Annotated in this window: 21 protein-coding genes; 15 read left to right on the top strand and 6 right to left on the bottom strand. The window is 65.3% G+C overall.

Features of this window, described 5'->3' with window-relative positions; all coding sequences use genetic code 11:
- Window positions 1-74 precede the first annotated feature (74 nt).
- The 3 genes from AB4Y36_RS15175 (at window position 75) to AB4Y36_RS15165 (ending at window position 4,414) form a co-directional block, all read left to right on the top strand.
- Window positions 75-716, top strand: coding sequence for an HD domain-containing protein (locus AB4Y36_RS15175; protein ID WP_368683425.1), 642 nt, complete (start codon window positions 75-77; stop codon window positions 714-716).
- Between the two features lie 202 nt (window positions 717-918).
- The gene (locus AB4Y36_RS15170; RefSeq protein WP_368683424.1) at window positions 919-2,649 is read left to right on the top strand and encodes a diguanylate cyclase; all 1,731 of its coding nucleotides are present in this window, start codon (window positions 919-921) and stop codon (window positions 2,647-2,649) included.
- Between the two features lie 193 nt (window positions 2,650-2,842).
- A complete protein-coding gene (locus AB4Y36_RS15165; protein WP_342949017.1) occupies window positions 2,843-4,414 on the top strand; it encodes an EAL domain-containing protein in 1,572 nt (523 codons plus the stop codon).
- A 13-nt stretch (window positions 4,415-4,427) separates the two neighbouring features.
- On the opposite strand, the gene AB4Y36_RS15160 is transcribed toward AB4Y36_RS15165, so the two are convergent.
- Together AB4Y36_RS15160 and AB4Y36_RS15155 are read right to left on the bottom strand one after the other, a co-directional pair.
- On the bottom strand, window positions 4,428-5,069 hold the full coding sequence (locus tag AB4Y36_RS15160; RefSeq protein WP_368683423.1) for a GNAT family N-acetyltransferase: 642 nt from the start codon (window positions 5,067-5,069) through the stop codon (window positions 4,428-4,430).
- A gap of 111 nt (window positions 5,070-5,180) precedes the next feature.
- Entirely contained in the window at window positions 5,181-5,834 is a 654-nt protein-coding gene (locus tag AB4Y36_RS15155; protein ID WP_368683422.1) for a GntR family transcriptional regulator, read from the bottom strand.
- A 119-nt stretch (window positions 5,835-5,953) separates the two neighbouring features.
- On the opposite strand from AB4Y36_RS15155, the gene AB4Y36_RS15150 reads away from it, so the two are divergent.
- From AB4Y36_RS15150 to AB4Y36_RS15125, 6 genes are all read left to right on the top strand, one after another.
- A complete protein-coding gene (locus AB4Y36_RS15150) occupies window positions 5,954-6,427 on the top strand; it encodes an OsmC family protein (protein WP_368683421.1) in 474 nt (157 codons plus the stop codon).
- Window positions 6,428-6,696: 269 nt separating this feature from the next.
- Window positions 6,697-7,143: an Ohr family peroxiredoxin gene (locus tag AB4Y36_RS15145; protein ID WP_368683420.1), complete on the top strand. Its 447-nt coding sequence runs from the start codon at window positions 6,697-6,699 to the stop codon at window positions 7,141-7,143.
- A 62-nt stretch (window positions 7,144-7,205) separates the two neighbouring features.
- Window positions 7,206-7,475 (top strand): hypothetical protein, encoded by a 270-nt coding sequence (locus AB4Y36_RS15140; RefSeq protein WP_368683419.1) that lies wholly within the window; start codon window positions 7,206-7,208, stop codon window positions 7,473-7,475.
- Window positions 7,476-7,614: 139 nt separating this feature from the next.
- Window positions 7,615-8,082 (top strand): MarR family winged helix-turn-helix transcriptional regulator, encoded by a 468-nt coding sequence (locus AB4Y36_RS15135; RefSeq protein WP_028202370.1) that lies wholly within the window; start codon window positions 7,615-7,617, stop codon window positions 8,080-8,082.
- Window positions 8,083-8,227: 145 nt separating this feature from the next.
- Window positions 8,228-9,562: an epoxide hydrolase family protein gene (locus tag AB4Y36_RS15130; RefSeq protein ID WP_368683418.1), complete on the top strand. Its 1,335-nt coding sequence runs from the start codon at window positions 8,228-8,230 to the stop codon at window positions 9,560-9,562.
- Window positions 9,563-9,885: 323 nt separating this feature from the next.
- The gene (locus AB4Y36_RS15125; protein ID WP_368683417.1) at window positions 9,886-11,121 is read left to right on the top strand and encodes an ATP-binding protein; all 1,236 of its coding nucleotides are present in this window, start codon (window positions 9,886-9,888) and stop codon (window positions 11,119-11,121) included.
- Window positions 11,122-11,136: 15 nt separating this feature from the next.
- Here the strand turns inward: AB4Y36_RS15125 and AB4Y36_RS15120 are convergent, their stop codons facing one another.
- Together AB4Y36_RS15120 and AB4Y36_RS15115 are read right to left on the bottom strand one after the other, a co-directional pair.
- Complete coding sequence (locus tag AB4Y36_RS15120; RefSeq protein ID WP_368683416.1) at window positions 11,137-12,255, bottom strand: succinylglutamate desuccinylase/aspartoacylase family protein; 1,119 nt, start codon at window positions 12,253-12,255, stop codon at window positions 11,137-11,139.
- Between the two features lie 35 nt (window positions 12,256-12,290).
- Complete coding sequence (locus AB4Y36_RS15115; protein WP_368683415.1) at window positions 12,291-13,061, bottom strand: transporter substrate-binding domain-containing protein; 771 nt, start codon at window positions 13,059-13,061, stop codon at window positions 12,291-12,293.
- 133 nt (window positions 13,062-13,194) lie between these two features.
- On the opposite strand from AB4Y36_RS15115, the gene AB4Y36_RS15110 reads away from it, so the two are divergent.
- Window positions 13,195-14,118 (top strand): LysR substrate-binding domain-containing protein, encoded by a 924-nt coding sequence (locus AB4Y36_RS15110; protein WP_342949104.1) that lies wholly within the window; start codon window positions 13,195-13,197, stop codon window positions 14,116-14,118.
- A gap of 8 nt (window positions 14,119-14,126) precedes the next feature.
- Here the strand turns inward: AB4Y36_RS15110 and AB4Y36_RS15105 are convergent, their stop codons facing one another.
- Window positions 14,127-15,029: a LysR family transcriptional regulator gene (locus AB4Y36_RS15105; protein ID WP_368683414.1), complete on the bottom strand. Its 903-nt coding sequence runs from the start codon at window positions 15,027-15,029 to the stop codon at window positions 14,127-14,129.
- A 130-nt stretch (window positions 15,030-15,159) separates the two neighbouring features.
- On the opposite strand from AB4Y36_RS15105, the gene AB4Y36_RS15100 reads away from it, so the two are divergent.
- Window positions 15,160-16,167, top strand: coding sequence for an NAD-dependent epimerase/dehydratase family protein (locus AB4Y36_RS15100; protein WP_368683413.1), 1,008 nt, complete (start codon window positions 15,160-15,162; stop codon window positions 16,165-16,167).
- A gap of 46 nt (window positions 16,168-16,213) precedes the next feature.
- On the opposite strand, the gene AB4Y36_RS15095 is transcribed toward AB4Y36_RS15100, so the two are convergent.
- On the bottom strand, window positions 16,214-17,956 hold the full coding sequence (locus AB4Y36_RS15095; protein ID WP_368683412.1) for an IlvD/Edd family dehydratase: 1,743 nt from the start codon (window positions 17,954-17,956) through the stop codon (window positions 16,214-16,216).
- 268 nt (window positions 17,957-18,224) lie between these two features.
- Here AB4Y36_RS15095 and AB4Y36_RS15090 point away from each other — a divergent pair, with 268 nt between their 5' ends.
- From AB4Y36_RS15090 to yjfF, 4 genes are all read left to right on the top strand, one after another.
- Window positions 18,225-19,193, top strand: a complete 969-nt coding sequence (locus AB4Y36_RS15090) for an ABC transporter substrate-binding protein (RefSeq protein WP_069265841.1) — start codon at window positions 18,225-18,227, stop codon at window positions 19,191-19,193.
- Between the two features lie 95 nt (window positions 19,194-19,288).
- Window positions 19,289-20,812, top strand: coding sequence for a sugar ABC transporter ATP-binding protein (locus AB4Y36_RS15085; protein ID WP_368683411.1), 1,524 nt, complete (start codon window positions 19,289-19,291; stop codon window positions 20,810-20,812).
- Window positions 20,809-21,846 (top strand): ABC transporter permease, encoded by a 1,038-nt coding sequence (locus AB4Y36_RS15080; protein ID WP_368683410.1) that lies wholly within the window; start codon window positions 20,809-20,811, stop codon window positions 21,844-21,846. The genes AB4Y36_RS15085 and AB4Y36_RS15080 overlap by 4 nt, the downstream gene beginning before the upstream one ends.
- 32 nt (window positions 21,847-21,878) lie before the next feature.
- Window positions 21,879-23,018, top strand: coding sequence for a galactofuranose ABC transporter, permease protein YjfF (yjfF, locus tag AB4Y36_RS15075; protein WP_083245333.1), 1,140 nt, complete (start codon window positions 21,879-21,881; stop codon window positions 23,016-23,018).
- The last annotated feature ends 171 nt before the right edge of the window (window positions 23,019-23,189 follow it).

Genomic DNA, 23,189 nt, shown 5'->3' with positions numbered 1-23,189 from the left:
GGCATCCGTCGATTGAGGACAACCCTGGCGCCGCCCAGAATAGCGCTCATCACCCACCCCGACGGAGCATCCAGATGACCCCGACCCTCGCCGATGTCGCCATCCCCGACAGCAAGCTCGCCCGCGAAATCACCGAACTCGTGCGCGACACCGAATCGCCGCTGCTGTTCCATCATTCGAGCCGCGTCTATTACTTCGGCGCGCTGGCCGGCCGCCGGCTCGGCCTGAAGTTCGATCGCGAACTGCTGTACGCCGGCGCAATGTTTCATGACATGGGCCTCACGCACGCGCACAGCAGCGAGCACGAGCGCTTCGAAGTAGACGGCGCGAATGCCGCGCGCGACTTCCTGCGCGGCCATGGCATCTCGCAGCAGGACATCGACCTCGTGTGGACCGCCATCGCGCTGCATACGACGCCGGGCATCCCGCAGCACATGCATCCGGTGATCGCGCTCGTGACGGCTGGCGTCGAGATGGACGTGCTCGGCATTGCCTACGACCGCTTCAGCGACACCGAACGCGAGGCCGTGGTGCACGCGCACCCGCGCAGGGAGCACTTCAAGGAGGACATCATCCAGACCTTCTATGACGGCATCAAGCACAAGCCCGCCACGACGTTCGGCAACGTCAAGGCCGACGTGCTCGCCGACAAGGACCCGCACTTCCATGCCGGCAACTTCTGCAGCGTGATCCGCCATTCGGCCTGGCGCGGTTGAGTGACACCCGGAGCGATCCGGGACGTCTGAGGCGGCATGCGGCGCGGTTCTGACAGGCGATGCTATGCTCATCGCGATGTCCGCAAACGCGCTGCCGGGCCACGCTGCAATGCGATGCGCGCGCGTCCAGTCACAGTCCGCCGAGGGCTTCATGCAGCACACGCCAGGCCGCACGCGGCCGCACGGCTTCTCCAGCATAGTCATGAAACGCCCGCATCTCGTGGTGACGGTGTGCTTTCTTGCGGCCATGGCGCTGGTGAGTGGCGTCGGCCTGCGCCAGCTCTACCAGATGACGCGCTACGACCTCCATAGCCGCCAGCGCGACCTGGAGGTGCGCGCCGTAGGCGTGGACGCGCTGATTTCCGCAGAGCGCCGACGCCTGCTGTTCCTGCGCGACTATGCGGAACATCTGCTCGCTTCGCCGGGCCAGCAGCGCGCCGGCTTGCAGAATCCGAAGGTGCAGGCCGCGCTGCGCGACAGCGGCCGGCCGCAATGGGAGGCTCCCGGCGCGATGGATGGACCGCGCGTTTTCGGCACCAATGCGCAAGGGCTCGCGGGAATCGAGGGGTTTGACCGCGACGCCGCCGCACTGCCCGCCGACATCGTGCTCGCGCGCTCGATCAGCCCGCTCCTCGCGATCAGCCAGCACGCCGACGCGGTGCAAAGCACGGTCGCGTACATCTCGGCCAACGGCCTGTACGTGCTCTCGCCCGAGCGCCCGGACGCGCACGCGCCCGACCTGTTGCGGCGCTTCAGCACCATGCCCTACTACCGCCTGCATGCCACCGGACAGAATGCGGGACGCGACATCGTCTGGACTCCGATCTATACGGAATCGAAAAAAAGCGAGGCGATCGCCACGCTCAGCGCGCCCGTCTACACGAACGGACAGTTTCGCGGGGCGGTGGTGATGGACGTCGCACCCTCGCGCCTGCTCGCGCTTCAGCTCGCCACCTCGAATCTGACCGACGACGAGGCGCCTGCCGAGTTCGGCCTGCTGAACAGTAACGGCGACCTTGTCTACTTCGTCAATGGCGAGATCACGGCGCAGCGTCCCGCGCGCTTCGATCCGTATCTGCTCGACGTCGCGCGAGCGTCGGCGGCGGCCTGGTTAAAGCGCGGCAAGGGCTACGCCGTGCACTCGGGCCGGTATCTGCTGTTCCAGCACGTGGGCGATACGCACTGGATCCTGCTCACGGACACGGACGATTCAGAACTCACGCTCGCAGCAGCGCGCCGCGTGTTCAACAGCCCGCTGATCGTCGCCTGGCTGGCGATCGCGGTGCTGCTCGTCGGCACGCTGCGCATCGTCAAGCACATATTCGGCCAGTACGTCGAAGCGAGTACGCGGCTTGAAACGCTCGCGCGCAGCGATCCGCTCACCGGCCTCGCGAACCGCCGGCGCTTCCAGGAAGTATTCGACGAAACACTGGAACGCGCCGCCCGCGAGGGCGCTGAAACGGCGGCGCCCGCCGTGGCGATGCTGATGCTCGATATCGACTACTTCAAGCGCGTGAACGACCGCTTCGGCCACGCGGCCGGCGACCGCGTGCTGGTGATCTTCGCGGACATCCTGCGCAACAACCTGCGCAGCGCGGAAATGCCTGCGCGCGTGGGCGGCGAGGAATTCGCGGCGCTGCTTCCCGGCGCCGATCTCACGACGGCCGCGAGCGTTGCCGAGCGCATCCGCCGGGCGGTCGAAGCGCACGCGGCAGACTCGGCGCATGGCGCCAGTGTGCCGGGCGAAGCCGTGAACCCGGATGCGATTGCATTCACCGTCTCGATTGGGGTGGCGGCCAGTCCCGCCGACTGCCCCGCCCACTACGAAGCGCTCATGCAGGTCGCCGACCGGCGGCTCTATGCCGCGAAGACAGGCGGCCGCAATCGCGTCGTTGCAGAGGATTCCCGATCGATCGATCCCGCGCGTGCCTGATGTGGGTTTGCCAATCCCGGTGGCCGCATTCATGCGCCACGCATGAGCGAAAACCTCGTCGGCCACTGCGATTGCGCTTGCGCGCCGGACAGCAGCGCGTCGCCGCCAGCGGAAAGACGCTACCATCGGCAGCGGCGATCGACGAAGGCCGCGCGTCGCCTTCGTCCGCGACGCCGGAGCCCGACCGTACGCCATGAGCAGCCGACTCACCGCCCTGACGACCTATTGTGTCGTGGCGTTCGCCGTCCTGGCAACGCTCACGGCGGCAGTGTATGCGTCGGACGCCGTCAACGAACGCCAGCAGCGCCAACAGGTGGACGTCTTTTCGAATCGCGCGCTGCTGCGCGCCGAACTGGTCACCTCCGAAGCCGACTCCGCGCTGCGCCAGCTCATGTCGTACCCCGACACGCCGTGCACGAACGACCACATGCAGCGCCTGCGGCAGGTCGAGGAGCAGTTTCGATACATTCGCGAAGTCGCCTCGACCCATGACATGCGGCTGCGCTGCAGTTCGCTGCACGGCGCTGTCGACATCGCGTTGCCGCCGCCCGAATGGACCTATGCAGGCGGCTTCACCGCCTGGCATACCGAAGTCGGCAAGCGCGGCAACGAGCGGCAGATGCTCAACGTGCGCCTGGGCAACCACGTCGTGGTGATCGATCCGCGCTTCTACCTCGACATCGTGCCGCTCGACGACACCATCAAGCTCACCGTGCTCGAAACGCAGCACGGCGCCGTGATTTCAAGCTGGCCGCACACGGACGACGCCCTCGTACGCGCCGCGCTCCAGCGCACCGGCAGCCCGTATTTCGAAGGCCGCTATTACGTCGTCGAGCGCTCGAGCCGTTATCCCATTGCGGTGGTCGCATACGAGCCCGAGGACCGCATGCGCCGCGACGTGCCGGCGCAGCTCAGAACGCTGCTACCGCCCGCGCTCGTCCTGAGCGCCATCGGCACGTGGCTCGTCCTGCGCTGGCGCCGCACGCTGCGCACGCCGCGCAACGCGATGCTGCAGGGCATCCGTCGGCGCCAGTTCGTGGCGTGGCTGCAGCCGCTCGTCTCGCTGGAGAGCGGGCGCTGCGTCGGCGCCGAAGCGCTCGTGCGCTGGAAGCTCGAAGACGGCACCCTTGTCGCGCCCGACACGTTCATTCCGATGGCGGAGTCGCTCGATCTCATCGAGCCCATCACCGATCAGGTCATACGGTCCGTGTTCGAGGGCGTCGGCGCGATGCTCGCGCGTCGCCGCGATCTGCACGTCTCGCTCAATCTTGCCGGCAAGGATCTCGCCGGCACACGCGTGCTCCAAACCCTCAAGGCGAGCCTCGCGAAATATGGCGTGCGCCCCGAACAAATCTGGTTCGAAGCGATTGAGCGCACGCTCATGGATACGGCCAGCTCCGCACCCGTTCTCGAAGCGTTTCGCGCAGCCGGTCACCGCATCTTCATCGACGATTTCGGCACGGGATATTCGAGTCTCTCGTATCTGCAGGCATTGCCCGTGGATGGCATCAAGATCGACCGCTCGTTCCTCCTCTCGCTGGCGAGCGGCGAGGAAATGAACAAGATCGTGCCGCACATCATCGAAATGGCGCGCAGCCTCGACCTGCTGATGGTCGCCGAGGGGGTGGAAACCGAGGCGCAAGCGCAATATCTGCGCGAGCGCGGCGTGCAGTTCGCTCAGGGCTGGCTCTATGCGAAGGCCATGCCCGCTGACGAATTCCTGCGCTACCTGGAGCGTGAAGCGGCGCGCACGCGCGAGACGTGAGCGTGGCGCACGCTCAGGCGAACGGACCCGGCGACGCGGCGTGCGGCAACCCGCCAGGCGAGTGCGGGACTGCCACGCCGCCGCACCGTGCCGCAGCCGACTTGCTGAGCACGGCGCTGTCGTAGCCACGGCCGGCAAAACGCACGACATCGACGAGACTGAAGCCTTGTGCGCGATAGAACGCGATGAGGTGGTCGGCGGGAAACGGCGTGTCGAGCGCGAGCTGCGTGTAGCCGCGCGCAGCCGCCCAACGCCCCGCGAAAGCAAGCAGCGCGCGGCCGATACCGCGGCTTTGCCATTTTGGCTCGATGCCGAACTGATGGACCGAAGCCACACTGCGCTGGCGATAATGTTCGCACTGCGAATGGCTATCGTGACCTTCCACCGTGAGCGTGCCGATGATCCTGCCATTGCAGACAGCGACGAAACAATCTCCAGCCAGCGCGCGTTCGCGCGTGAGGCTCGCCGCCTGATCGGCACATGAGCAGTGCAATCCGAGCGACGCGAGCCGCGAAAACGCGCGATGCAGCAGACGCGTCAGCGCTTCCCATGAGTCGTGGCGTGGATCGAAGCGCCTCAGCACGAGCCGGCCGAGGCCGGGCTGCACGGAGCTGATCTGCTCGTCCGGGCGCTGGCTTGCACGCGAGATCGACATGGCGTCTCCAGTCGTTTCGATGCCTCCAGTCTAGGGTTGCCCGGTAAGGGCCACAAGAAAAAATCTCGTAAAAACCGGCGCGATGGTTGTGAATGCAGTGGTGTATGCGCGCTAGCCTTGCTCGGCCATACGCTCCACCACGGCGAGCACGATGCGTCGTGCCGAGTCGATATGCGCCACGGTCAAGGCGCGCGCGCCGCGTGCGTTGCGCGCGAGGCACGCTTCCAGGATGGCCTCGTGTTCGTGCTGAAACGAGGGTGTGTCGGCAAGGAGCGTATTTTGCAGCCGCTCATAGCGCTCCACCTGCGCGCGCAGTTCGCGGATCGCCGCCAGCTGCCGTGTGTTGCCGCACGCGCCGTAAATCAGTTCGTGAAATTCACGGTTGAGTTCGCCCTGCTTCTGCGTGGTGACTGCTTCGCCCAGCAGCCGGTGAACGAGTTCCGCGCGCGCAAGCGTTTCGTCGTCGATGCGCTTGACCCCGCGAAAGACCGCGTCTCCTTCGAGCAGCGCGCGCAGGCCGTAGATCTCCTCCACGTCCTGCACCGTGAGCATGCGCACGACCGCGCCGCGATTGCGGAAAATCTCGACGAGCCCCTCGCGCGCGAGCCGCTGGATCGCTTCGCGCAGCGGAATGCGGCTCACCTCGAAACGCTCCGCGAGATCGCGCTCGACAAGGCGCTCGCCGCTGCCCAGCTCACCGCTGACGATCAGGTCGCGCAACCCGGACGCAACCGCGTCCGCCGTGGAGTCGAATTTTGTTTCCATGCGTGTCATGCCCGGTTAGTGCCCGGTTCGCTTTCAGGCCAGTTCGGCATAATGGTATACCAAAATGCCGAATGCGGTCATAATGGCGTATCCCCTTTTCGATCGAACGGAGAGTCAGCATGACGCATGGCGAACACACCTACCGCGTTTCGGTGCAATGGACGGGCAATCGCGGCAGCGGCACCTCGGGTTATCGCGACTACGACCGCGATCACGTGATCCGCGCGAACGGCAAGCCGGACATTCCGGGCTCGTCGGATCCGGCCTTTCGCGGCGACGCTTCGCGCTGGAATCCGGAAGATCTGCTGGTGGCCTCGGCTTGCGCGTGCCACAAGCTCTGGTATCTGCACCTGTGCGCCGAGGCGGGCATCGCCGTGCTCGCCTACGAAGACGAGGCCGAAGGCACGATGGCCGATACGCCGCAGCGCGGCGCCTTCACGAAGATCGTGCTGCGCCCGCGCGTCACGATCCGCGCGAGCGACAACCGCAGCCTCGCCGAGCGGCTGCATCACGCAGCGCACGAGCAGTGCTATATCGCCAATTCGGTGAACTTCCTCATCGTGTGCGAGCCGGCCATCGAACTGGCTGCGTAACGCTCGCGAACGCCCCAGGCGGCTCGGGCCAACGTGCCGGCACTCCCGCGAGTGCCGGAAACAAAAGGGCTCGATCCCAAATTCCCGCTGCAACGTTCGTGAACGTCGTCACGACTGACTGCTCCCTCCGAAACAGCCCCATATAAATCGTATGCGATTTAATCTTATGCGCTTGACACGGGGAAATTTCTTGTCCATTATGCATCGCATGCGATTCGATCTTACGCGACGCATATGACCCACCCCTGAATTCCATCAAGGAGCGCAACATGGCAACGATCGACAAAGTGCTGTTCTCGGGCAACACCCACACTACCTTCAATCACGACCCCGCAGCCCAACGCGGCGAATTCGGCGTGGTCGACATCCACCTGTCGTCTTCGAGCGGCGAAACCCTCGACATCGTCGCGACCGAACCGCACCCGCGCGCCGAGCAGCTGTTCGCCGGCGCATGGTCCGCCTGCTACATCTCCGCGCTCGCCATCGCGGCCTCGCTGAAGAAAGTCGCCCTGCCGGCGGACGCCTCGGTGGACATTCGGGTCGATATCGGCCAGACCGGCGCCGCCTGGTTCCTGGGCGCGCACTTCACGGTCACGCTGCCGGGCGTCGAGCAAAACGTGGCCGAGGCCATCGCGCGCAGCGCCCATCAGATCTGCCCGTACTCGAAGGCCGTGCACGGCAACATCGACGTGAGCCTCACTGTCGTCACCGCATAACCGGCGAACGCAATCGCCTCTTTCACCCCATTTCACTGCAATTCACCTAGCGAGATCCGATCATGAAGACCCAATTCATCGCCAAGCTCCTCATCGCCCTTTCTGTCAGCGCAACCGCCCCCGCATTCGCCAGCGGCTACGGCCCGGCCCCGTCGTATCGGCCCGAAGTCGGCGCACCGGCATCGCAACGCGGCCAGAGCGTGCAAACGCTCGCCGCCGAGCGCGCCGAAAGCGGCACCGCAGCGACGGCTTACGGCGGCGTGGCCGACACCACCACGGGCGCGGGCGGCCCCGTCTCGATGGAGCGAAACAACCTCTTCGCCCACCATTGATTGCGACACGGCGTCGTGGCTGTTTCGGCGGGCATCGCAATGGCGATGTGCGGCGGAACCGGTTTCGGCCTACGATATAATCGCAAGCGATTTATTCAAGTTTGCGAGCCATTGAGGCCTTTGCCCGAAGAGGATGACCATGAAATCGACGGACCACCCGGCGCAGGGCGCCACGCCCGCGCCGCTCGCAGACTACCTTTGCTTCGCGGTCTACTCGACCAATCTGGCATTCGGCAAGGCATACAAGCCGATCCTGGACGAACTCGGGCTGACCTATCCGCAGTACATCGCGATCATCGCGCTCTGGGAGCAGGACAACCAGACGGTGAGCGGCCTGGGCGAGAAGCTCTTTCTCGAATCGAACACGCTGACACCGATGCTGAAAAAGCTCGAAGCGATGGGGTATGTGCAGCGGCGGCGCGATCCGGAAGATGAGCGTCAGGTGCGAGTCAGCCTGACCGCGAGCGGCCGGAAGCTGCGCGAAAAGAGCCTGAAAATCGCGGATCTCACCGACGCGACCGGGCTGGGCCACGACGAATTCATGAAACTGCAAAGGGCGATCGTGAACCTGCGTGCCAATCTGATTCGTTCACTCGACACCGAATAGCCGTCGCAGCGACGTGCACAGTTTCCGCGCGCCGGCTTCGATAAGTAATAGTTAGGACTACAACCCATATCGCGGTTGGGGAAAGGCATGCGCACGTCCAATGCTTCCTGCGCGCCATTATCCAACGTCACCATCAGGAATTGATATGTCAAACGATCTTCATCCCACGCCCCTTTCGCGCCGGCGCTTCATCGGGGCCGCTGCCGTGACGCTTGCAGGCGCCGCAATGAGCCGGTTCGCCTTCGCGGAATCGAAGCCGTCGGCCGGCGGACTCACGCAGATTGCCGCCGGCGATCCGTCTGCGATTCGTCCGCTGCGCGTGCATGCGCCGGAAGCGGCGCTGACCGACCTGCGGCGCCGCATCGTCGCGACGCAGTGGCCCGAGCGCGAAACGGTCGACGACGCCTCGCAAGGCGTGCAGCTCGCGACCATGCAACGGCTCGCCAGCTACTGGGCCAACGACTACGACTGGCGCAAGGTGGAGGCGAGGCTCAACTCGCTGCCGCAATACGTCACGGAAATCGACGGGCTCGATATTCACTTCATCCATGTGCGCTCGAAGCACGAGAACGCGCTGCCGATCGTCGTCACGCACGGCTGGCCCGGTTCGATCATCGAGCAGCTGAAAATCATCGAACCGTTGACCAATCCAACCGCGCATGGCGGGAGCGCATCCGATGCGTTCCATGTCGTCATTCCTTCTCTTCCGGGTTACGGTTTCTCGGGTAAGCCGACGAAGACCGGTTGGGACCCCCAGCGTGTCGCTCGCGCCTGGGTCGTGCTGATGGACCGGCTCGGCTACAAGCGCTACGCCGCGCAAGGGGGCGACTGGGGCAATGCCGTGACGGAGCAGTTGGCGCTGCTCAAGCCGGCAGGACTCGTGGGCATTCACACCAACATGCCAGCGACCGTGCCCGACGCTGTCGCCAAATCGCTCAAGGACGGCACGCCGCCCCCGGCCGGGCTCTCGCCGGAAGAGCAGCACGCGTACGACCAGCTCGATTACTTTTACAAGCATGGTCTCGGCTACGCCCTCGAAATGGCGAACCGCCCGCAGACGCTCTACGCGATCCAGGATTCGCCAGTCGGCCTCGCCGCATGGATGCTCGACCACGACGCGAGCGGGCAGGCGATGATCGCGCGCGTGTTCGCAGGCGAGCCCGAAGGCCTGACGAAAGATGACGTGCTCGACAATGTGACGCTCTATTGGCTGACGAAGACGGCGGTTTCCTCCGCGCGCCTATATTGGGAAAACAAGCTCAACTTTTTCGAGCCCAAGCATGTGGAGCTGCCGGTTGGCGTGAGTGTCTTCCCGGACGAAATTTATGCCGCGCCGAAGAGCTGGACGGAGCGCGCCTACCCCAGGCTGATTCACTACAATCGCCTTCCGAAAGGCGGCCATTTCGCAGCATGGGAACAGCCTGCCGCGTTCACGGAAGAAGTTCGCGCGACCTTCAGAACGCTGCGTCAGCCGGCCTGACGAAATGCCGCAGGCGTGAGCTTTCGGGTGTCCGACGATTTTATCAAGGACTCCGAAGGCTCACGTCCACCCCCAACTACAAACGGCCCCGTGCACCGTCCGATGGACTGCAACAACGGGTGCGCCTCCTTCCCAAATACTGCGCTGCGTGGCTGCCAGCATCGCTCAAGCGGAAAAACGGCGCAAATTCCAGTGCTTTTCCACGAATAGAAGATCGCGCACCTCGCGGACAATGCCGGTCATAGCCCGATTTGCGGCTATTTCAAACGTGCGCCGACCGGCGCAAGTCAAACTTCGACGTCAAAAAAAGAAAGGTGATTGTTGTGTTTGCCCGGATATTCCTGCTGTGGATGGCGTCGCTGATGCTGGTGCAAGTCGGTTTTCGATATCTCGATGCAGAGTCGCTGCTCGATTTCGGCGACACGGCATTCGAACCGGCTTCCGCGATGCAGGTCGCCCAGCAGCAGGACGCCGAACTGGAACTGGCCGCACAAGGTGCGAGCGTCCGTGGGATCGCGCCGCTAGTGTCGATCAAACCGGACATCGTCAATCTCGGCGCCGAGGTAACGCCTCATCTGCGCGATGCCATCTGGGCGCCGCATGCCGGGACGGCGTCGAACGCCTCCTATCTGCGCGAAGCCTGTTCGTCTGGCTTCACGCGCCTGAAGATGGCCGCCCGCTGGTTCGATGCGCGATTCGCGGCGCTCATGCTGGCGCTCGGGGTGTTGCTGTTCGCGCTGCGCGCCTGGTGGCTGCGGACGGTGCGCCACGATCTGCTCGCCATGATCGCCACCCTGCGCGCCGCGACGAGCGCAAGCGGCCCGGCACCCGCGCTCGCGCTCGTGGACTGCCCGCGCAAGCTGCATGGGCTTGCCCGCGCGATCGGCGATCTGTTGTGCCGCCGCACCGGCGCAGTCGAAGACCAGTCGGCTACCTTCGCCGCTTTCCTGCGGCAGACTGAATCGCGAGTGGCGCGGTTGCGCGCCTATACGATGAACGTCACGCGCTGGAACTTGCGCGTGGCCCTCGTCGAGGACATCGATCTCTTCCAGGATCTCGCGCGGCAGTTCGTCGACACGGCCGGCCAGGGCGGCGTGAATCATGCGCCCGTGACCGTGGACGCGTATCTGAAGGACCGCTTCGTCTATGGCGCGAACGCGGACGCGAGCATCGTGCTGCGACTGGAAGCCGGCGAGGCGTTTGCGCTGCCGCGCTCCGCGCTCGTGCGCCTCGTCGACAATCTCGTGGGCAACGCGCACGCGCACGGCAAACCGCCCATCGAGATCTGCACGGCGCGCGGGCCGCGCTCGTGGACCTTGAGCGTGCGGGACCACGGCGAAGGCGTAGCGGCGAGTCTGCCCGAGGGCGGCGCGCCGGCGTCGCCGCTGCCCGCCTCGCGCGCGGCGAGCCTTCGCCTCGACTCGCATTGGGGCATGGGCCTGTCGATCGTCCGGCGCCTCGCGCGCCTGTGCAACGCGAAGCTCAAGATCGGCAATCATCCCGAGGGCGGGCTCTGGGTGCGCGTGATCGTGCCGATGGACAAAGCGCGGCACGCCTGACGCGATACCCTCCCCTCAAGCCCCCAGCAGCACGCCGCTGCGTATCGGCCGCGTGCCCGTCACGCGACCGAGCGGCGCGCCGGCCGTGACGAAGCGAATCGCCCTGCGCATATAGAAAACGCCTTCCGCGGTGCTCTTCACCGTCGTCGTTGCCCCCGTCATCGGATCGACGATATCGAAGAGCGGGTCGTTTTCGCGGATCATGTCGCCGATTTTCGCGCGGTGCACGAGAATGCCGCTGCACGGCGCATAGCATTGCACGCTGCCGGCGAGCGGCGTGGCCGGCATCAGCAGTTCCGGCAGCGGCTTCACGTCGCCGCCGGTGAGCGCGCCGCGCCAGCGCAGATAATCGATCAGCGCGTCGGCGTCCTGCTGCGCGGTTTCCCACGACACGTCGCGCTGGCCGCGGCACTCGATCGTCACCGCGGTAGGTCCGGCGGGCACGGGCTGCGTGGCCGGCATCTGTTGACGCAGTTGCCACCACAGCAGGCTATGCGCCTCGTCGAACGCCCGCGCGCCCGAGTCGGTGGCGAGCAGTTGCGCGCGCGAGCCGAGGTAGCGGGCCAGCGGCTCGACATCGCGCCAGCCGGCCTCGCTCGTGTACACGTGCATGACCGCCTCGAGCGAGCAATGCAGGTCGATGATGAGATCGGCGTCGTGCGAGAGCCGCAGCAGCGCCAACTGGAGCGAATCGAATTCCGTGAGCGGCTCTTGCGCGTCCAGTGCTTCGCGCATCAGTTGCCGGATCAGTTCGCGGTTGCGGTCGCTGTCCGCGCCGAGCGTCTCTTTCGCGCGCGCGAGCAGCTTTGGAAACGCGTGGAAGTGGCGGTTGAAGTTCCTGCCGCTCGCGAGATCGAACCGGCCGACGAACTGGCCTAGCACGTGCTGGTTAAGGCCCGCGGGGTTGGCGAGCGGCACGAGCACCACCTGCGCGGCGAGCGCGCCTTGCGCCTCGAGTTCAGCCAGTTGCGTGCGCAACAACACGGCCACCAGCATGGCGGGCGTTTCGTCGGCATGCAGCGACGCCTGGATATAAACCTTCTGGGGCGCGTCGGCGGGGCCGAAATGGAAGCTGGTCAGTTCGCGGTGCGTGCCCGGCGTGGCGCTCAGGAGCGGAATCGATTGCTGGTTCATGAATTCAATGCGGTTTCAAAAATGTGTGCAGCGGCTCAGTTTCCGTACGGATCGAAGTCGAAATAGCGATGTGCGATCTGCGCGTAGGTGCCGTCCTTCAGCATGGCCGCGATCGCGTCGTTCATCTGCGCCTGCAGTGCGGTTTCGTCCTTGCGCATGCCGATGCCGGTGCCGCGGTCGCCCATCGATAGCGGGCCACCGGCAAACGCGAAGCCGTTGCCCTGCGGCGTACGCAGGAAGCCGTAGTCGGCTTCGACGTAGCCCAGCAGCGCGGCGTCGAGCCGCCCGTTGACGAGATCGGCGAACACTTCGTCCTGGCTCTTGTAGGTGACGACGTGCACGCCCGCCGGCGCCCAGTTCGCGAGCGCATAAGTCTCGAACTGCGTGCCCGCCTGCACGCCGACCGACTTGCCGGCCAGCGACTGCGCGGTTCCGCCGAACGAGGTGCCCTTGCGCGCGACGAGCCGCGACTTGAACTGGAACAGCTTCGACGTGAAGAGAATTTGCTGCTCGCGCTTCGCGGTGATCGCCATCGACGACATGATCGCGTCGATCTTGCGCGCCTGGAGCGCCGGAATCATGCCCGAGAACTCCAGCTCGACCCACTGGCAACGCGCGTGAATACGGCGGCAGATCTCGTTGCCGAGATCGACGTCGAAGCCTTTGAGCGAGCCGTCGGGCGCCTTGGCGTCCATGGGCGGATAGGTCGGATCGATGCCGAGGCGCACGATGTCGCCCTCGCGCGCAAAGGCACTGCTGCTTAGCGTCAGCGCGAGCGAAAGAAGGATCGACGGGATTTTTTTCATGATGAGCGCACGATGAACGGCGAGAGAAAGTGGGGGTCTCCTGCCCGACCGATGGTAGGACGACGCTGCGTTCGGGAAAAGCTCGAATTCGTCTATCATGATCACTCATACCGATCGCAGCCAGTCATCGCCCATGAGTCTCACGCTCTCCCAATTGCGCGTCTTCGTCGCCGTCGCCCAGCGCGGCAGTGTGCGGGCAGCTTCGCGCGCGCTCGGCGTGGCGCAAAGCGGCGTGACGCAGCAGTTGCAGAATCTCGAAGTCGAACTGGGCGGCCCGCTGCTCACACGCACGAATCGCGGCGTGACGCTCACGGTGCTCGGGCAGCGCATGCTGGTACGAGCGGCGTCGATTCTCGGCGAGTGCGAGCGCGCGAGCGAAGAGGCGCAGCAACTGCGCGGCGATTACGCGGGCGAAGTGGCGTTCGGCCTGACGACCGATCCGCTCATGGACGCGCTCGTGCCCGTGCTCGGGCAGTACAGCACGCGGTTTCCACGCGTGGCGCTGCGTCTGCGCACGGGCACGTCGCGCATGATGATTTCGTGGATACGCGAAGGCACGCTCGATTTCGCGCTCGCCCTCGTTTCTGACCAGACCGATACGACCGATCTCTCGGTGACGGAGCTTTACCCGTCGGACCCGGTGGTCGTCTGCCGCCGCGACCATCCGAAGGCGGGGGCGCGCACGCTGCGCTCGCTCACGCACTGCGACTGGCTCGCGACGCGCTCGCCCAATATCGCGGACGCCTTCGCTTCGAGCCGGCTCACGACGTTCTTCACCGACCACGGGTTGCCGCCGCCGCGCATCGTCGCGACGGTGGAGGGGCTCTTCGAAACGCTGCATTGGGTCAGCGAAACGGATTGCCTCGCGCTGGAGTCGTCGGTGGTCGCCACGCGCGGCCCGTTTGCCGAACGGCTCGCGCGCATCAGGATCGCCGAGCGGCCGGCGGCACAGCAGGTCTGTTTGCTGCAGCGCGCGGCCGTGCCGCTCACGCCTGCCGCACAGGAGCTCGCGACCATGCTCGCTTCGTATGCGCGGGCAGGCCGTGCGCCGCGTTGAGGCAATCGTTACGCGCCTTGTCCTTGTATGTAAGCACTAAGCCCCGACGCCAGCGCCGCAAAAGTTACCGAGCAACGCGCGCTCGTGCGCAGATCCTCATGCATGGCGATCCACGTATCCAGGCTCAGCGAGAACTCGTCGCGCAGAACGCGAACCAGCTTCGGGTCTCTTGCCGCCAACGGCGACTGGCACCCGCCGATGCCGAAACCAGCGCGTATCGCGGCCAACTGGGCAAGATCGCTGTCGGCGCGAAATGCAAAGTTATGACGGCTGTAGGCTGCGAACCTGGGCTGAACCGAACGAATGAACGCGTTCTCGTGATCGAAGCCGATGACCGAATGGCGTGTCAGCTCTTTCATCGACTTCGGCACGCCATGAAGCGCCAGATATCGTTCGTGGGCATGCAGCCCGACGTCGATCGCGCCGACACGTTTGGCGATCAGCGCCTCCTGCACTGGCCGGAACATGCGTATCGCAATGTCCGCTTCACGACGCAGCAGGTCGTCCGCCCTGTTTGACAGCACAAGTTCGATCCTCAGCTCGGGATATTCGTGGCGCAGCGCCGCCAGGATCGGCGGCAAGACCTCGACGCCGATGACTTCGCTCGCCGTCAGCCGCACGGTCCCGCGCACGCCCGAGCCGTGACCGCTCGCCGCGCGGCGCAAGGCGGCCGTCGTCATCGCAAGGCCGACCGCGTACGGCCGCAGTTTATTGGCCGCCTCGGTTGGCGAGAACCCATCGGATGAGCGCGTAAACAGCGTGAGTCCCAGCGCCGCCTCCAGACTTTCGATGTGGCGGCCGACGGTCGGCTGCGTGATGCCCAACGCGCGGGCGGCCGCCGAGAGCGAGCCGCTTTCCAGGACCTGCAGAAAGCTCCGGTACCACTCCCAGTTCGGTTCCTTGTCGGCCATACTTCGTCCCCAATTCAGATCGCAGGCTATACATAAATGTATAGCTTATGGTCTATTTTCGCCAATTTTCTATTGACGGCAAGCGGCGCAGAATGCCCCTCATCACCGCTCACCCGTCAGGAGAACCCGCATGAACGCCACCCCCATCAATCGACAGAACCGCGCACTCGTACTCGGCGCCAGCGGCGGAATCGGCAGCGAAGTCGCGCGCCAGTTGCTCGACGCCGGCTGGCAAGTCCGCGCGCTGCGGCGCGGCGGTGCGCCGGGCACGGCTGCCGCCGGCGCCATCGAGTGGGTCGACGGCGACGCGCTCTCGCGCGAAGCGGTGGTACGCGCCGCGCAGGGTTGCGCGGTGATCGTACACGCCGTGAACCCGCCCGGATACCGGCGCTGGGCGGAAGTCGTGCTGCCGATGATCGACAACACGCTCGCCGCCGCGGCCGCCGTGGGCGCGACCGTCGTGCTGCCGGGCACCATCTACAACTTCGGGCCCGACACCTTCCCGGTACTGCGTGAAGATTCGCCCCAGCAGCCGCTCACGCGCAAGGGCGCGATTCGCGTGGAACTGGAGCGGCGCATGCGGGCCGCGAGCGAGCATGGCGTGCGCTCGATCGTCGTGCGTGCGGGGGACTTTTTCGGGCCGCACGTGGGCAATAGCTGGTTTGCGCAAGGGATCGTGAAGCGTGACGAGCCGGTGCAGGTCGTGCGCCAGCCGGGGACGCGCGGCGTGGGCCACGCGTGGTCGTACGTGCCCGATGTCGCGCGCACGATGCTCGAGCTGATCGAGCGGCGCGACACGCTGCCCGCGTTCGCAGTGTTCCACATGGCCGGCCACTGGGACGCCGATGGCTCGCAGTTCGTCGAAGCGATCTGCCGCGTCGCCCGGCGTCACGGACTGAAGCCGCAGAGCAAGCCGTTCGCCTGGACCTTCATGCGCGCCATCTCGCCCTTCGTGACGACGCTGCGCGAACTGATGGAGATGCGCTATCTGTGGAGCGAGCCGTTGCAGCTCGACAACGCCCGCCTCGTCCGCGAACTCGGGCGCGAGCCGCATACGCCGCTCGACGAAGCCGTCGAGGCGACGCTCATGGGTCTGAATTGCCTCGGCGCCGACGAGCGCGCGCCGAAGGCGGCTTGATGGTTACGCCTTCAGGCGCTGCGCGATTTGATACGGATTCCGAATGTCAATGCGAGTGGCTCGGCACGTCCGAGCCGCGGCAACCCACCAGGAAGTCGAAATCGCAGCCCTCGTCGGCCTGCAACACGTGTTCGACATAAAGCTTGCGATAACCGCTGCGATCGGCGGGGCTGGGCCGCTGGTTCGCAGCCCACTCGTCGAGCCGCGCGACGATCGCCTCGTCGCTGATATCCACGCGCAATACGCCCTCCTCGCAGTCCAGCTCGATCCAGTCGCCGTCCCGCACGATCGCGAGCGGGCCGCCCGCACGCGCTTCAGGGGCCACGTGCAGCACCACCGTGCCGTACGCCGTGCCGCTCATGCGCGCGTCCGACACGCGCACCATGTCGGTCACGCCCTGCGCTAGGAGCTTGGGCGGCAAGCCCATGTTGCCCACCTCGGCCATGCCCGGATATCCCTTGGGCCCGCAGTTCTTCAATACGAGCACGGAATCGGCCGTGACGTCGAGATCGGGGTCGCCGATGCGCGCCTTGTAGTCGTCGAAGTTCTCGAACACCACGGCGGGCCCGCGATGCTTCAACAGCTTCTGCGTGGCCGCCGACGGCTTCAACACCGCGCCGTTCGGCGCGAGATTGCCGCGCAGCACGCACAGCGCGCCGTCTTTGACGAGCGGATTGTCGAGCGGGCGAATGACTTCGGCATTGTGAATGGGGGCTTCGCGCACGTTTTCCCACAGCGTTTTGCCGTTGGCCGTGAGCGCATCGGGATGCGGCAGCAGGTTCGCTTCACCGAGGCGCCGCAGCACGGCGGGCAAGCCGCCCGCGTAATAGAACTCCTCCATCAGAAAGCGGCCCGAAGGCTGCAGGTCGACGAGGGTCGGCGTACCTTGCCCGATGCGCGTCCAGTCGTCGAGTTCGAGCGGCACGCCGATGCGTCCCGCGATCGCTTTCAGGTGGATCGCCGCATTGGTCGAGCCGCCGATCGCCGCGTTCGTGCGAATGGCGTTTTCGAACGCCGCGCGCGTGAGCAGCTTCGAGAGGCGCAGGTCTTCGAGCGCCATCTCCACGATACGCATGCCCGACATGTGCGCGAGCACGTAGCGGCGCGCGTCCACGGCCGGAATCGCCGCGTTGTGCGGGAGCGTGACGCCCAGCGCTTCGGCCATGCACGCCATCGTCGAAGCCGTACCCATGGTGTTGCAGGTGCCCGCCGAGCGCGACATGCCCGACTCCGCCGACATGAACTCGTGGATCGAAATCTTGCCCGCCTTCACCTGCTCGCTCAGTTGCCACACCACCGTGCCCGAACCGATATCGCGCCCTTCGTGCTTGCCGTTGAGCATCGGGCCGCCGGTCACGGCAATCGCAGGGACGTCGCAACTGGCCGCGCCCATCAGCAATGCGGGCGTGGTCTTGTCGCAGCCGACCAGCAGCACGACGGCATCGACTGGATTGCCTCGTATGGATTCCTCAACATCCATCGAAGCGAGGTTGCGGGTGAACATGGCCGTGGGCCGCAGGTTCGACTCACCGTTCGAGAACACGGGAAACTCGACCGGAAATCCACCGGCTTCATAGACGCCGCGCTTGACGTGCTCTGCAAGCTTGCGAAAGTGCGCGTTACACGGCGTGAGTTCCGACCACGTATTGCAAATGCCGATAATCGGCTTGCCGGCGAACTCATGATCCGGTATTCCTTGATTCTTCATCCAGCTCCGGTACATGAAGCCGTTTTTATCCGTGGTGCCGAACCACGCGGCCGAGCGAAGCTTGGGCTTACGGGTGTTCATGGCTTTGCCCACTTAGTGAGAAAGTCCTATAAATAGCATGACTATATGGACTGCGATTATCGGGAAAACGCTAATCGAAACCGTTCTGGTCGTTGCATATAGTTTGTCTATTGTGGTCAGCAGGGGCGGCCAACGGTTTACCGAGAGGATATAACCGAAGGCCAGGGATGGCGCGATACTTCTCGTGATACTGTCCGGCCGTGATGGACGCGGGTGTAGCGCCATGAATTAAAGAAATACAACGCACAGAGCTACATCGGAGACACGCATGAAACTGGCAACACGCATGGTAAGCGGGTTGGTCGCTGCGGCGGCCGCTTTCTCGTTGGCGGCGGGTGTCGCACACGCCGAAGACAAGCAGATTACGCTAGGTTTTGCGCAGGTCGGCGCGGAAAGCGCCTGGCGCACGGCAAACACGGTGTCGGTCAAACAGGCCGCCAAAGACGCCGGTATCAACCTCAAGTTCTCGGACGCCCAGCAGAAGCAGGAAAACCAGATCAAGGCGATCCGCTCGTATATCGCCCAGAAGGTGGACGTGATCGCGTTCTCGCCCGTGGTCGAATCGGGCTGGGAGCCGGTGCTGCAGGAGGCCAGGCGCGCCAAGATTCCCGTGATCCTCACGGACCGCAACATCGACGTGAAGGATCAGTCGCTCTACGTGACGATGATCGGCTCGGACTTCATGGAAGAAGGCCGCCGCGCGGGCAAGTGGCTTGAAGATCACTACAAGGACAACCCCGGCCCGATCAATATCGTCGAATTGCAAGGCACCGTGGGTTCCGCACCGGCCAACGACCGTCACTCGGGCCTCATGGAAGTGATCAAGAACGATCCGAAGTTCAAGATCATCGCGTCGCAAAGCGGCGACTTCACGCTGGCCGGCGGCAAGCAGGTCATGGAAGCATTCGCGAAGACGTATGGAAACAAGATCAACGTGGTCTACGCGCATAACGACGACATGGCGCTCGGCGCGATCCAGGCCATGGAAGAAGCCGGCATGAAGCCGGGCAAGGACATCAGCGTCGTGTCGTTCGACGCCACCAAGGGCGGCTTCCAGGCGATGATCGCCGGCAAGATGAATGTCGACGTGGAGTGCAGCCCGCTGCTCGGGCCGCAGCTCATGAGCGCCGTGAAGGACGTCGTGGCGGGCAAGCAGTTGCCCAAGCGCATCGTGACGAACGAAACGGTGTTCCCGGAGGACGTGGCGGCACAGGTGCTCCCGTCGCGCAAGTACTAAACTTCGCTGCAAGCGGCGCGGCGTGCTTCGTTGCCCTTAGTATTTAAGGAGTTGACTCAGCACACCGCGCGCTCTGGCCTCTTTCACGGTTGCTTATGAGCGTTGCCCCGATACTCGAAACCGTCGGTCTTACCCGAACCTTCCCCGGCGTGCGTGCGCTCGACCGGGTCGATTTTCGTCTGTACCCCGGCGAAATCCATACGCTGATGGGGCAGAACGGCGCCGGCAAGTCCACGCTCATCAACGTGCTGACCGGCGTGCACCAGCCCGAGGCGGGCGAGATACGCCTCGCGGGCGAGGCAGTGCACTTCCCGACGCCGCAGATGGCGGAAGCCGCCGGCATCCAGACGCTCTACCAGGAGGTCAATCTCTGCCCGAACCTCTCGGTTGCGGAGAACATTTTCGCGGGCCGCCAGCCGCGCAAGCGCGGCCTCGGCCTGATCGACTGGAAAACGATTCATCGCCGCGCAGAAGAAGCGCTCGCGCAACTGAATCTCTCTCTCGACGTCACGCAGTCGCTCGACACCTACCCCATTGCGATGCAGCAGATGGTGGCTATTGCGCGCGCGGTGTCCGTCGATGCGCGCATTCTGATTCTCGACGAACCGACTTCGAGCCTCGACGAAGGCGAAGTCGCGCGCCTGTTCGACGTGCTGCGCAAGCTGAAAGCGTCGGGCATTGCGATCCTGTTCGTCACGCATTTTCTGGAGCAGACCTATGCGATCTCCGATCGCATCACGGTGATGCGCAACGGCGAGCGCGAAGGCGAATATCTCGCCGCCGACCTGCCGGTGCAAACGCTGGTCGCGAAAATGGTCGGCCTGCAGAACGCGGGCGAGCGGCTCACGCAAGCCGAAACGGTGCACGGCGAGACGGCGGCAACGAACGCCGAACCGTATCTTGCGGCGCAAGGCGTGGCGCGCCGCGGCGTGCTCAATCCCCTCGATCTGGAAGTGCAGCCGGGCCAGATTCTCGGCCTCGCTGGCCTGCTCGGCTCGGGCCGCACGGAAACCGCCCGCCTGCTGTTCGGCGCGGAGAAAGCCGATGCGGGAACGCTGCATATCAACGGCAAAGCGGTGAAGCTTTCTTCGCCGCGTGACGCCGTGCGCCACGGCATGGCCTACTGTCCCGAAGACCGCAAGAAGGAAGGCATCGTCGCCGATCTGTCGATCCGCGAAAACATCGTGCTTGCGCTGCAGGCGCAACTCGGCTGGTGGCGCATGATACGGCGCTCGCGCCAGCGCGAACTGGCCAACGAATATATCGAGCAACTCGGCATCAAGGCGCGCGACGCCGAACAGCCCATTGGCCTGCTTTCGGGCGGCAACCAGCAGAAGGTGCTGCTCGCGCGCTGGCTCGCGACCAAACCGCGGTTGCTGATACTCGACGAGCCGACGCGCGGCATCGACGTGGCCGCCAAGTTCGAAATCATGGACCGCGTGCGCGCGCTTTGCGCAAAGGGCCTCGGCATCCTGTTCATTTCGTCGGAGATCAGCGAGGTGGTGCGTGTCTCCGACCGCATCGCCGTGCTGCGCGACCGGCGCAAGGTGGCCGAGCTTTCGGGCGCGGCGCGCTCGGAGCACGAAGTCTACGACCTCATTGCCGGAGACCGTCGATGACGCGCCCCGCCCTCCCCGTCTGGCTTTCGCTCGTCATCCGGCATCCGCTGGTGTGGCCCGCGGTGACGCTCATCGCGCTTTTCGTCGTCGACGTCGTCCATCGCGGCAACTTCCTCTCGATCACGATGCTGGGCGGCCACCTGTTCGGCGCGCCCATCGACATCCTCATGCGCGCCGCGCCGCTCGTCGTGGTGTCGCTCGGCATGACGCTCGTGATCGCTACGCGCGGCATCGACATTTCCGTGGGCGCAGTCGTGGCGATCGCGGGTGCGGCGGCCGCCACGGTGCTCGCCGCCGATCCTTCGCGCGTGGGCCTCGCGTTCGGCGCGGCGCTCGCGGTGGGCCTGCTCGCCGGCATCTGGAACGGGCTGCTCGTCGCGTTCGTCGGCATGCAGCCGATCATCGCCACGCTCATCCTGATGGTGGCGGGCCGCGGCGTGGCGCAGCTGCTCACGGGCGGCCAGATCATCCCCATCGGCGCGCCCGGTTATCTCTTCGCGGGCGGCGGCTATTTCGCGCTGATCCCGTGCGCCGTGTGGATCGCGATTGCCGTGACCGCGCTCACCGCGCTGATCGTCAACCGCACGGCGCTCGGCCTGTTCATCCGCTCGATCGGCGTGAATCCGGTGGCCGCGCGACTTGCGGGCCTGTCGTCGCAAGCCGTGGTGTTCGGCGCGTACGCGTTCTGCGGCGTGACCGCCGCGATCGCCGGCATTCTCATCAGCTCGAACGTGCGCAGCGCGGACGGCAACAACGCGGGCCTGCTGCTCGAACTCGACGCCATTCTCGCCGTGACGCTCGGCGGCACGTCGCTGCTGGGCGGGCGCTTCAGTCTCGCGGGCACGGTACTCGGCGCGCTCATTATCCAGACGCTCACCTACACCACCTATTCGATCGGCGTGCCGCCCGAGGCCACGCTCGTCGTGAAGGCCGTGGTCGTGCTGCTCGTGTGCCTGATCCAGTCGCCCGCCGCGCGAACCTTCGCTTTTCAACAACTCAAACGCATCGCTCTCGCGCGCCGCGTGCGCGCCTGAGTCGTCATGCACCCATTCGGGGGAAGCCGAGCATGAACCGCCCTGCCCTGTCCTTTTCGAACACGCTCGCAGCGTGCCGGCGCGGCGCCACCCGCTTCGTCGATCCGCGCGTGCTGCCCATCGTCGTGACCGTCGTGCTGTTTGCCGTGCTGTTCGGCTTCGGCTCGGTCATGTACACCGGTTTCTTCTCGCTTCAGGTGGCCTTCGGGCTGCTGGTCGACAACGCGTTCCTGCTGATCGTCGCCATCGGCATGACGTTCGTGATCATCTCGGGCGGCATCGATCTTTCGGTCGGCGCCGTGGTCGCGCTCACGACGATTCTCTGCGCCGTAGGCACCGAGAAGCTGCACTGGCCCGTGCTCGTGGTCGTGCCGCTCGTCTTGCTCTGCGGCGCGCTGTACGGCGCGGCAATGGGCGCGCTGATCCACTTCTTCCGGCTGCAGCCTTTCATCATCACACTCGCGGGCATGTTCCTCGCGCGCGGCACCTGCTTTCTCATCACCACCGAATCCATCCAGATCAACGACCCCGGTTTTCACGCGCTCTCCGAATTCAACATTCCGGTGGGCAGCGGCTCGCTCACCACCGGTTCGCTCACGGCCATCGCCATGCTCGTTGCGGGCATCGTCATCGCGCACTTCACGCGCTTTGGGCGCAACGTCTACGCGATCGGCGGCAACGAGCGCTCCGCGCTGCTCATGGGCCTGCCGGTGGCGCGCACCAAGATCGGCGTGTACGCGCTCTCGGGCTTTTGCTCGGCGCTCGGCGGCGTGGTGTTTACGCTCTACGTGCTGTCGGGCTACGGGCTGCAGGCGCAAGGCATGGAACTCGACGCCATCGCCGCGACCGTGATCGGCGGCACGCTGCTTACGGGCGGCGTGGGCTATGTGATCGGCTCGGTGTTCGGCGTGGGCATTCTGGGCACGATCCAGACGCTCATTACCTTCGACGGCACGCTCAGCTCGTGGTGGACGCGCATCGTGATCGGCGCGCTGCTCTGCGCGTTCTGCCTCATGCAGCGCGCAACCGAGCGCCACGCCGCGCGCCGCAAGTCCACCGGCACAGGCCGCGGCGCCCCGCGCACCACGCGGCCGCAAGCCGCCGCGCCGATGGACCAGGCCAAGCTCGCCAGCCCGCCGCCGCACATGCAGGAGGCGAAGGGCGGTGCGTAAGCCGCTTGTCATGGACGATCGTCGCCATGGCAGCGCGTATGGAGTAGTTACGGGTATACATGGATTAGGAGGCCTCATCACGCTGCACTAAGATTTTTGCGGTACCGTCGGCGCCTGGCGAACCCATGTTCGCTGCGGATGTCTAGCGCGTTCCCCCGGTACTGGCCAGTA

It is taken from the genome of Paraburkholderia sp. BR10936 (assembly GCF_040965735.1).
Lineage (GTDB): Bacteria > Pseudomonadota > Gammaproteobacteria > Burkholderiales > Burkholderiaceae > Paraburkholderia > Paraburkholderia nodosa_A.
The sequence above is the reverse complement of the archived record's forward strand: the minus strand, read 5'-3'. Positions and strand labels throughout refer to the sequence as shown.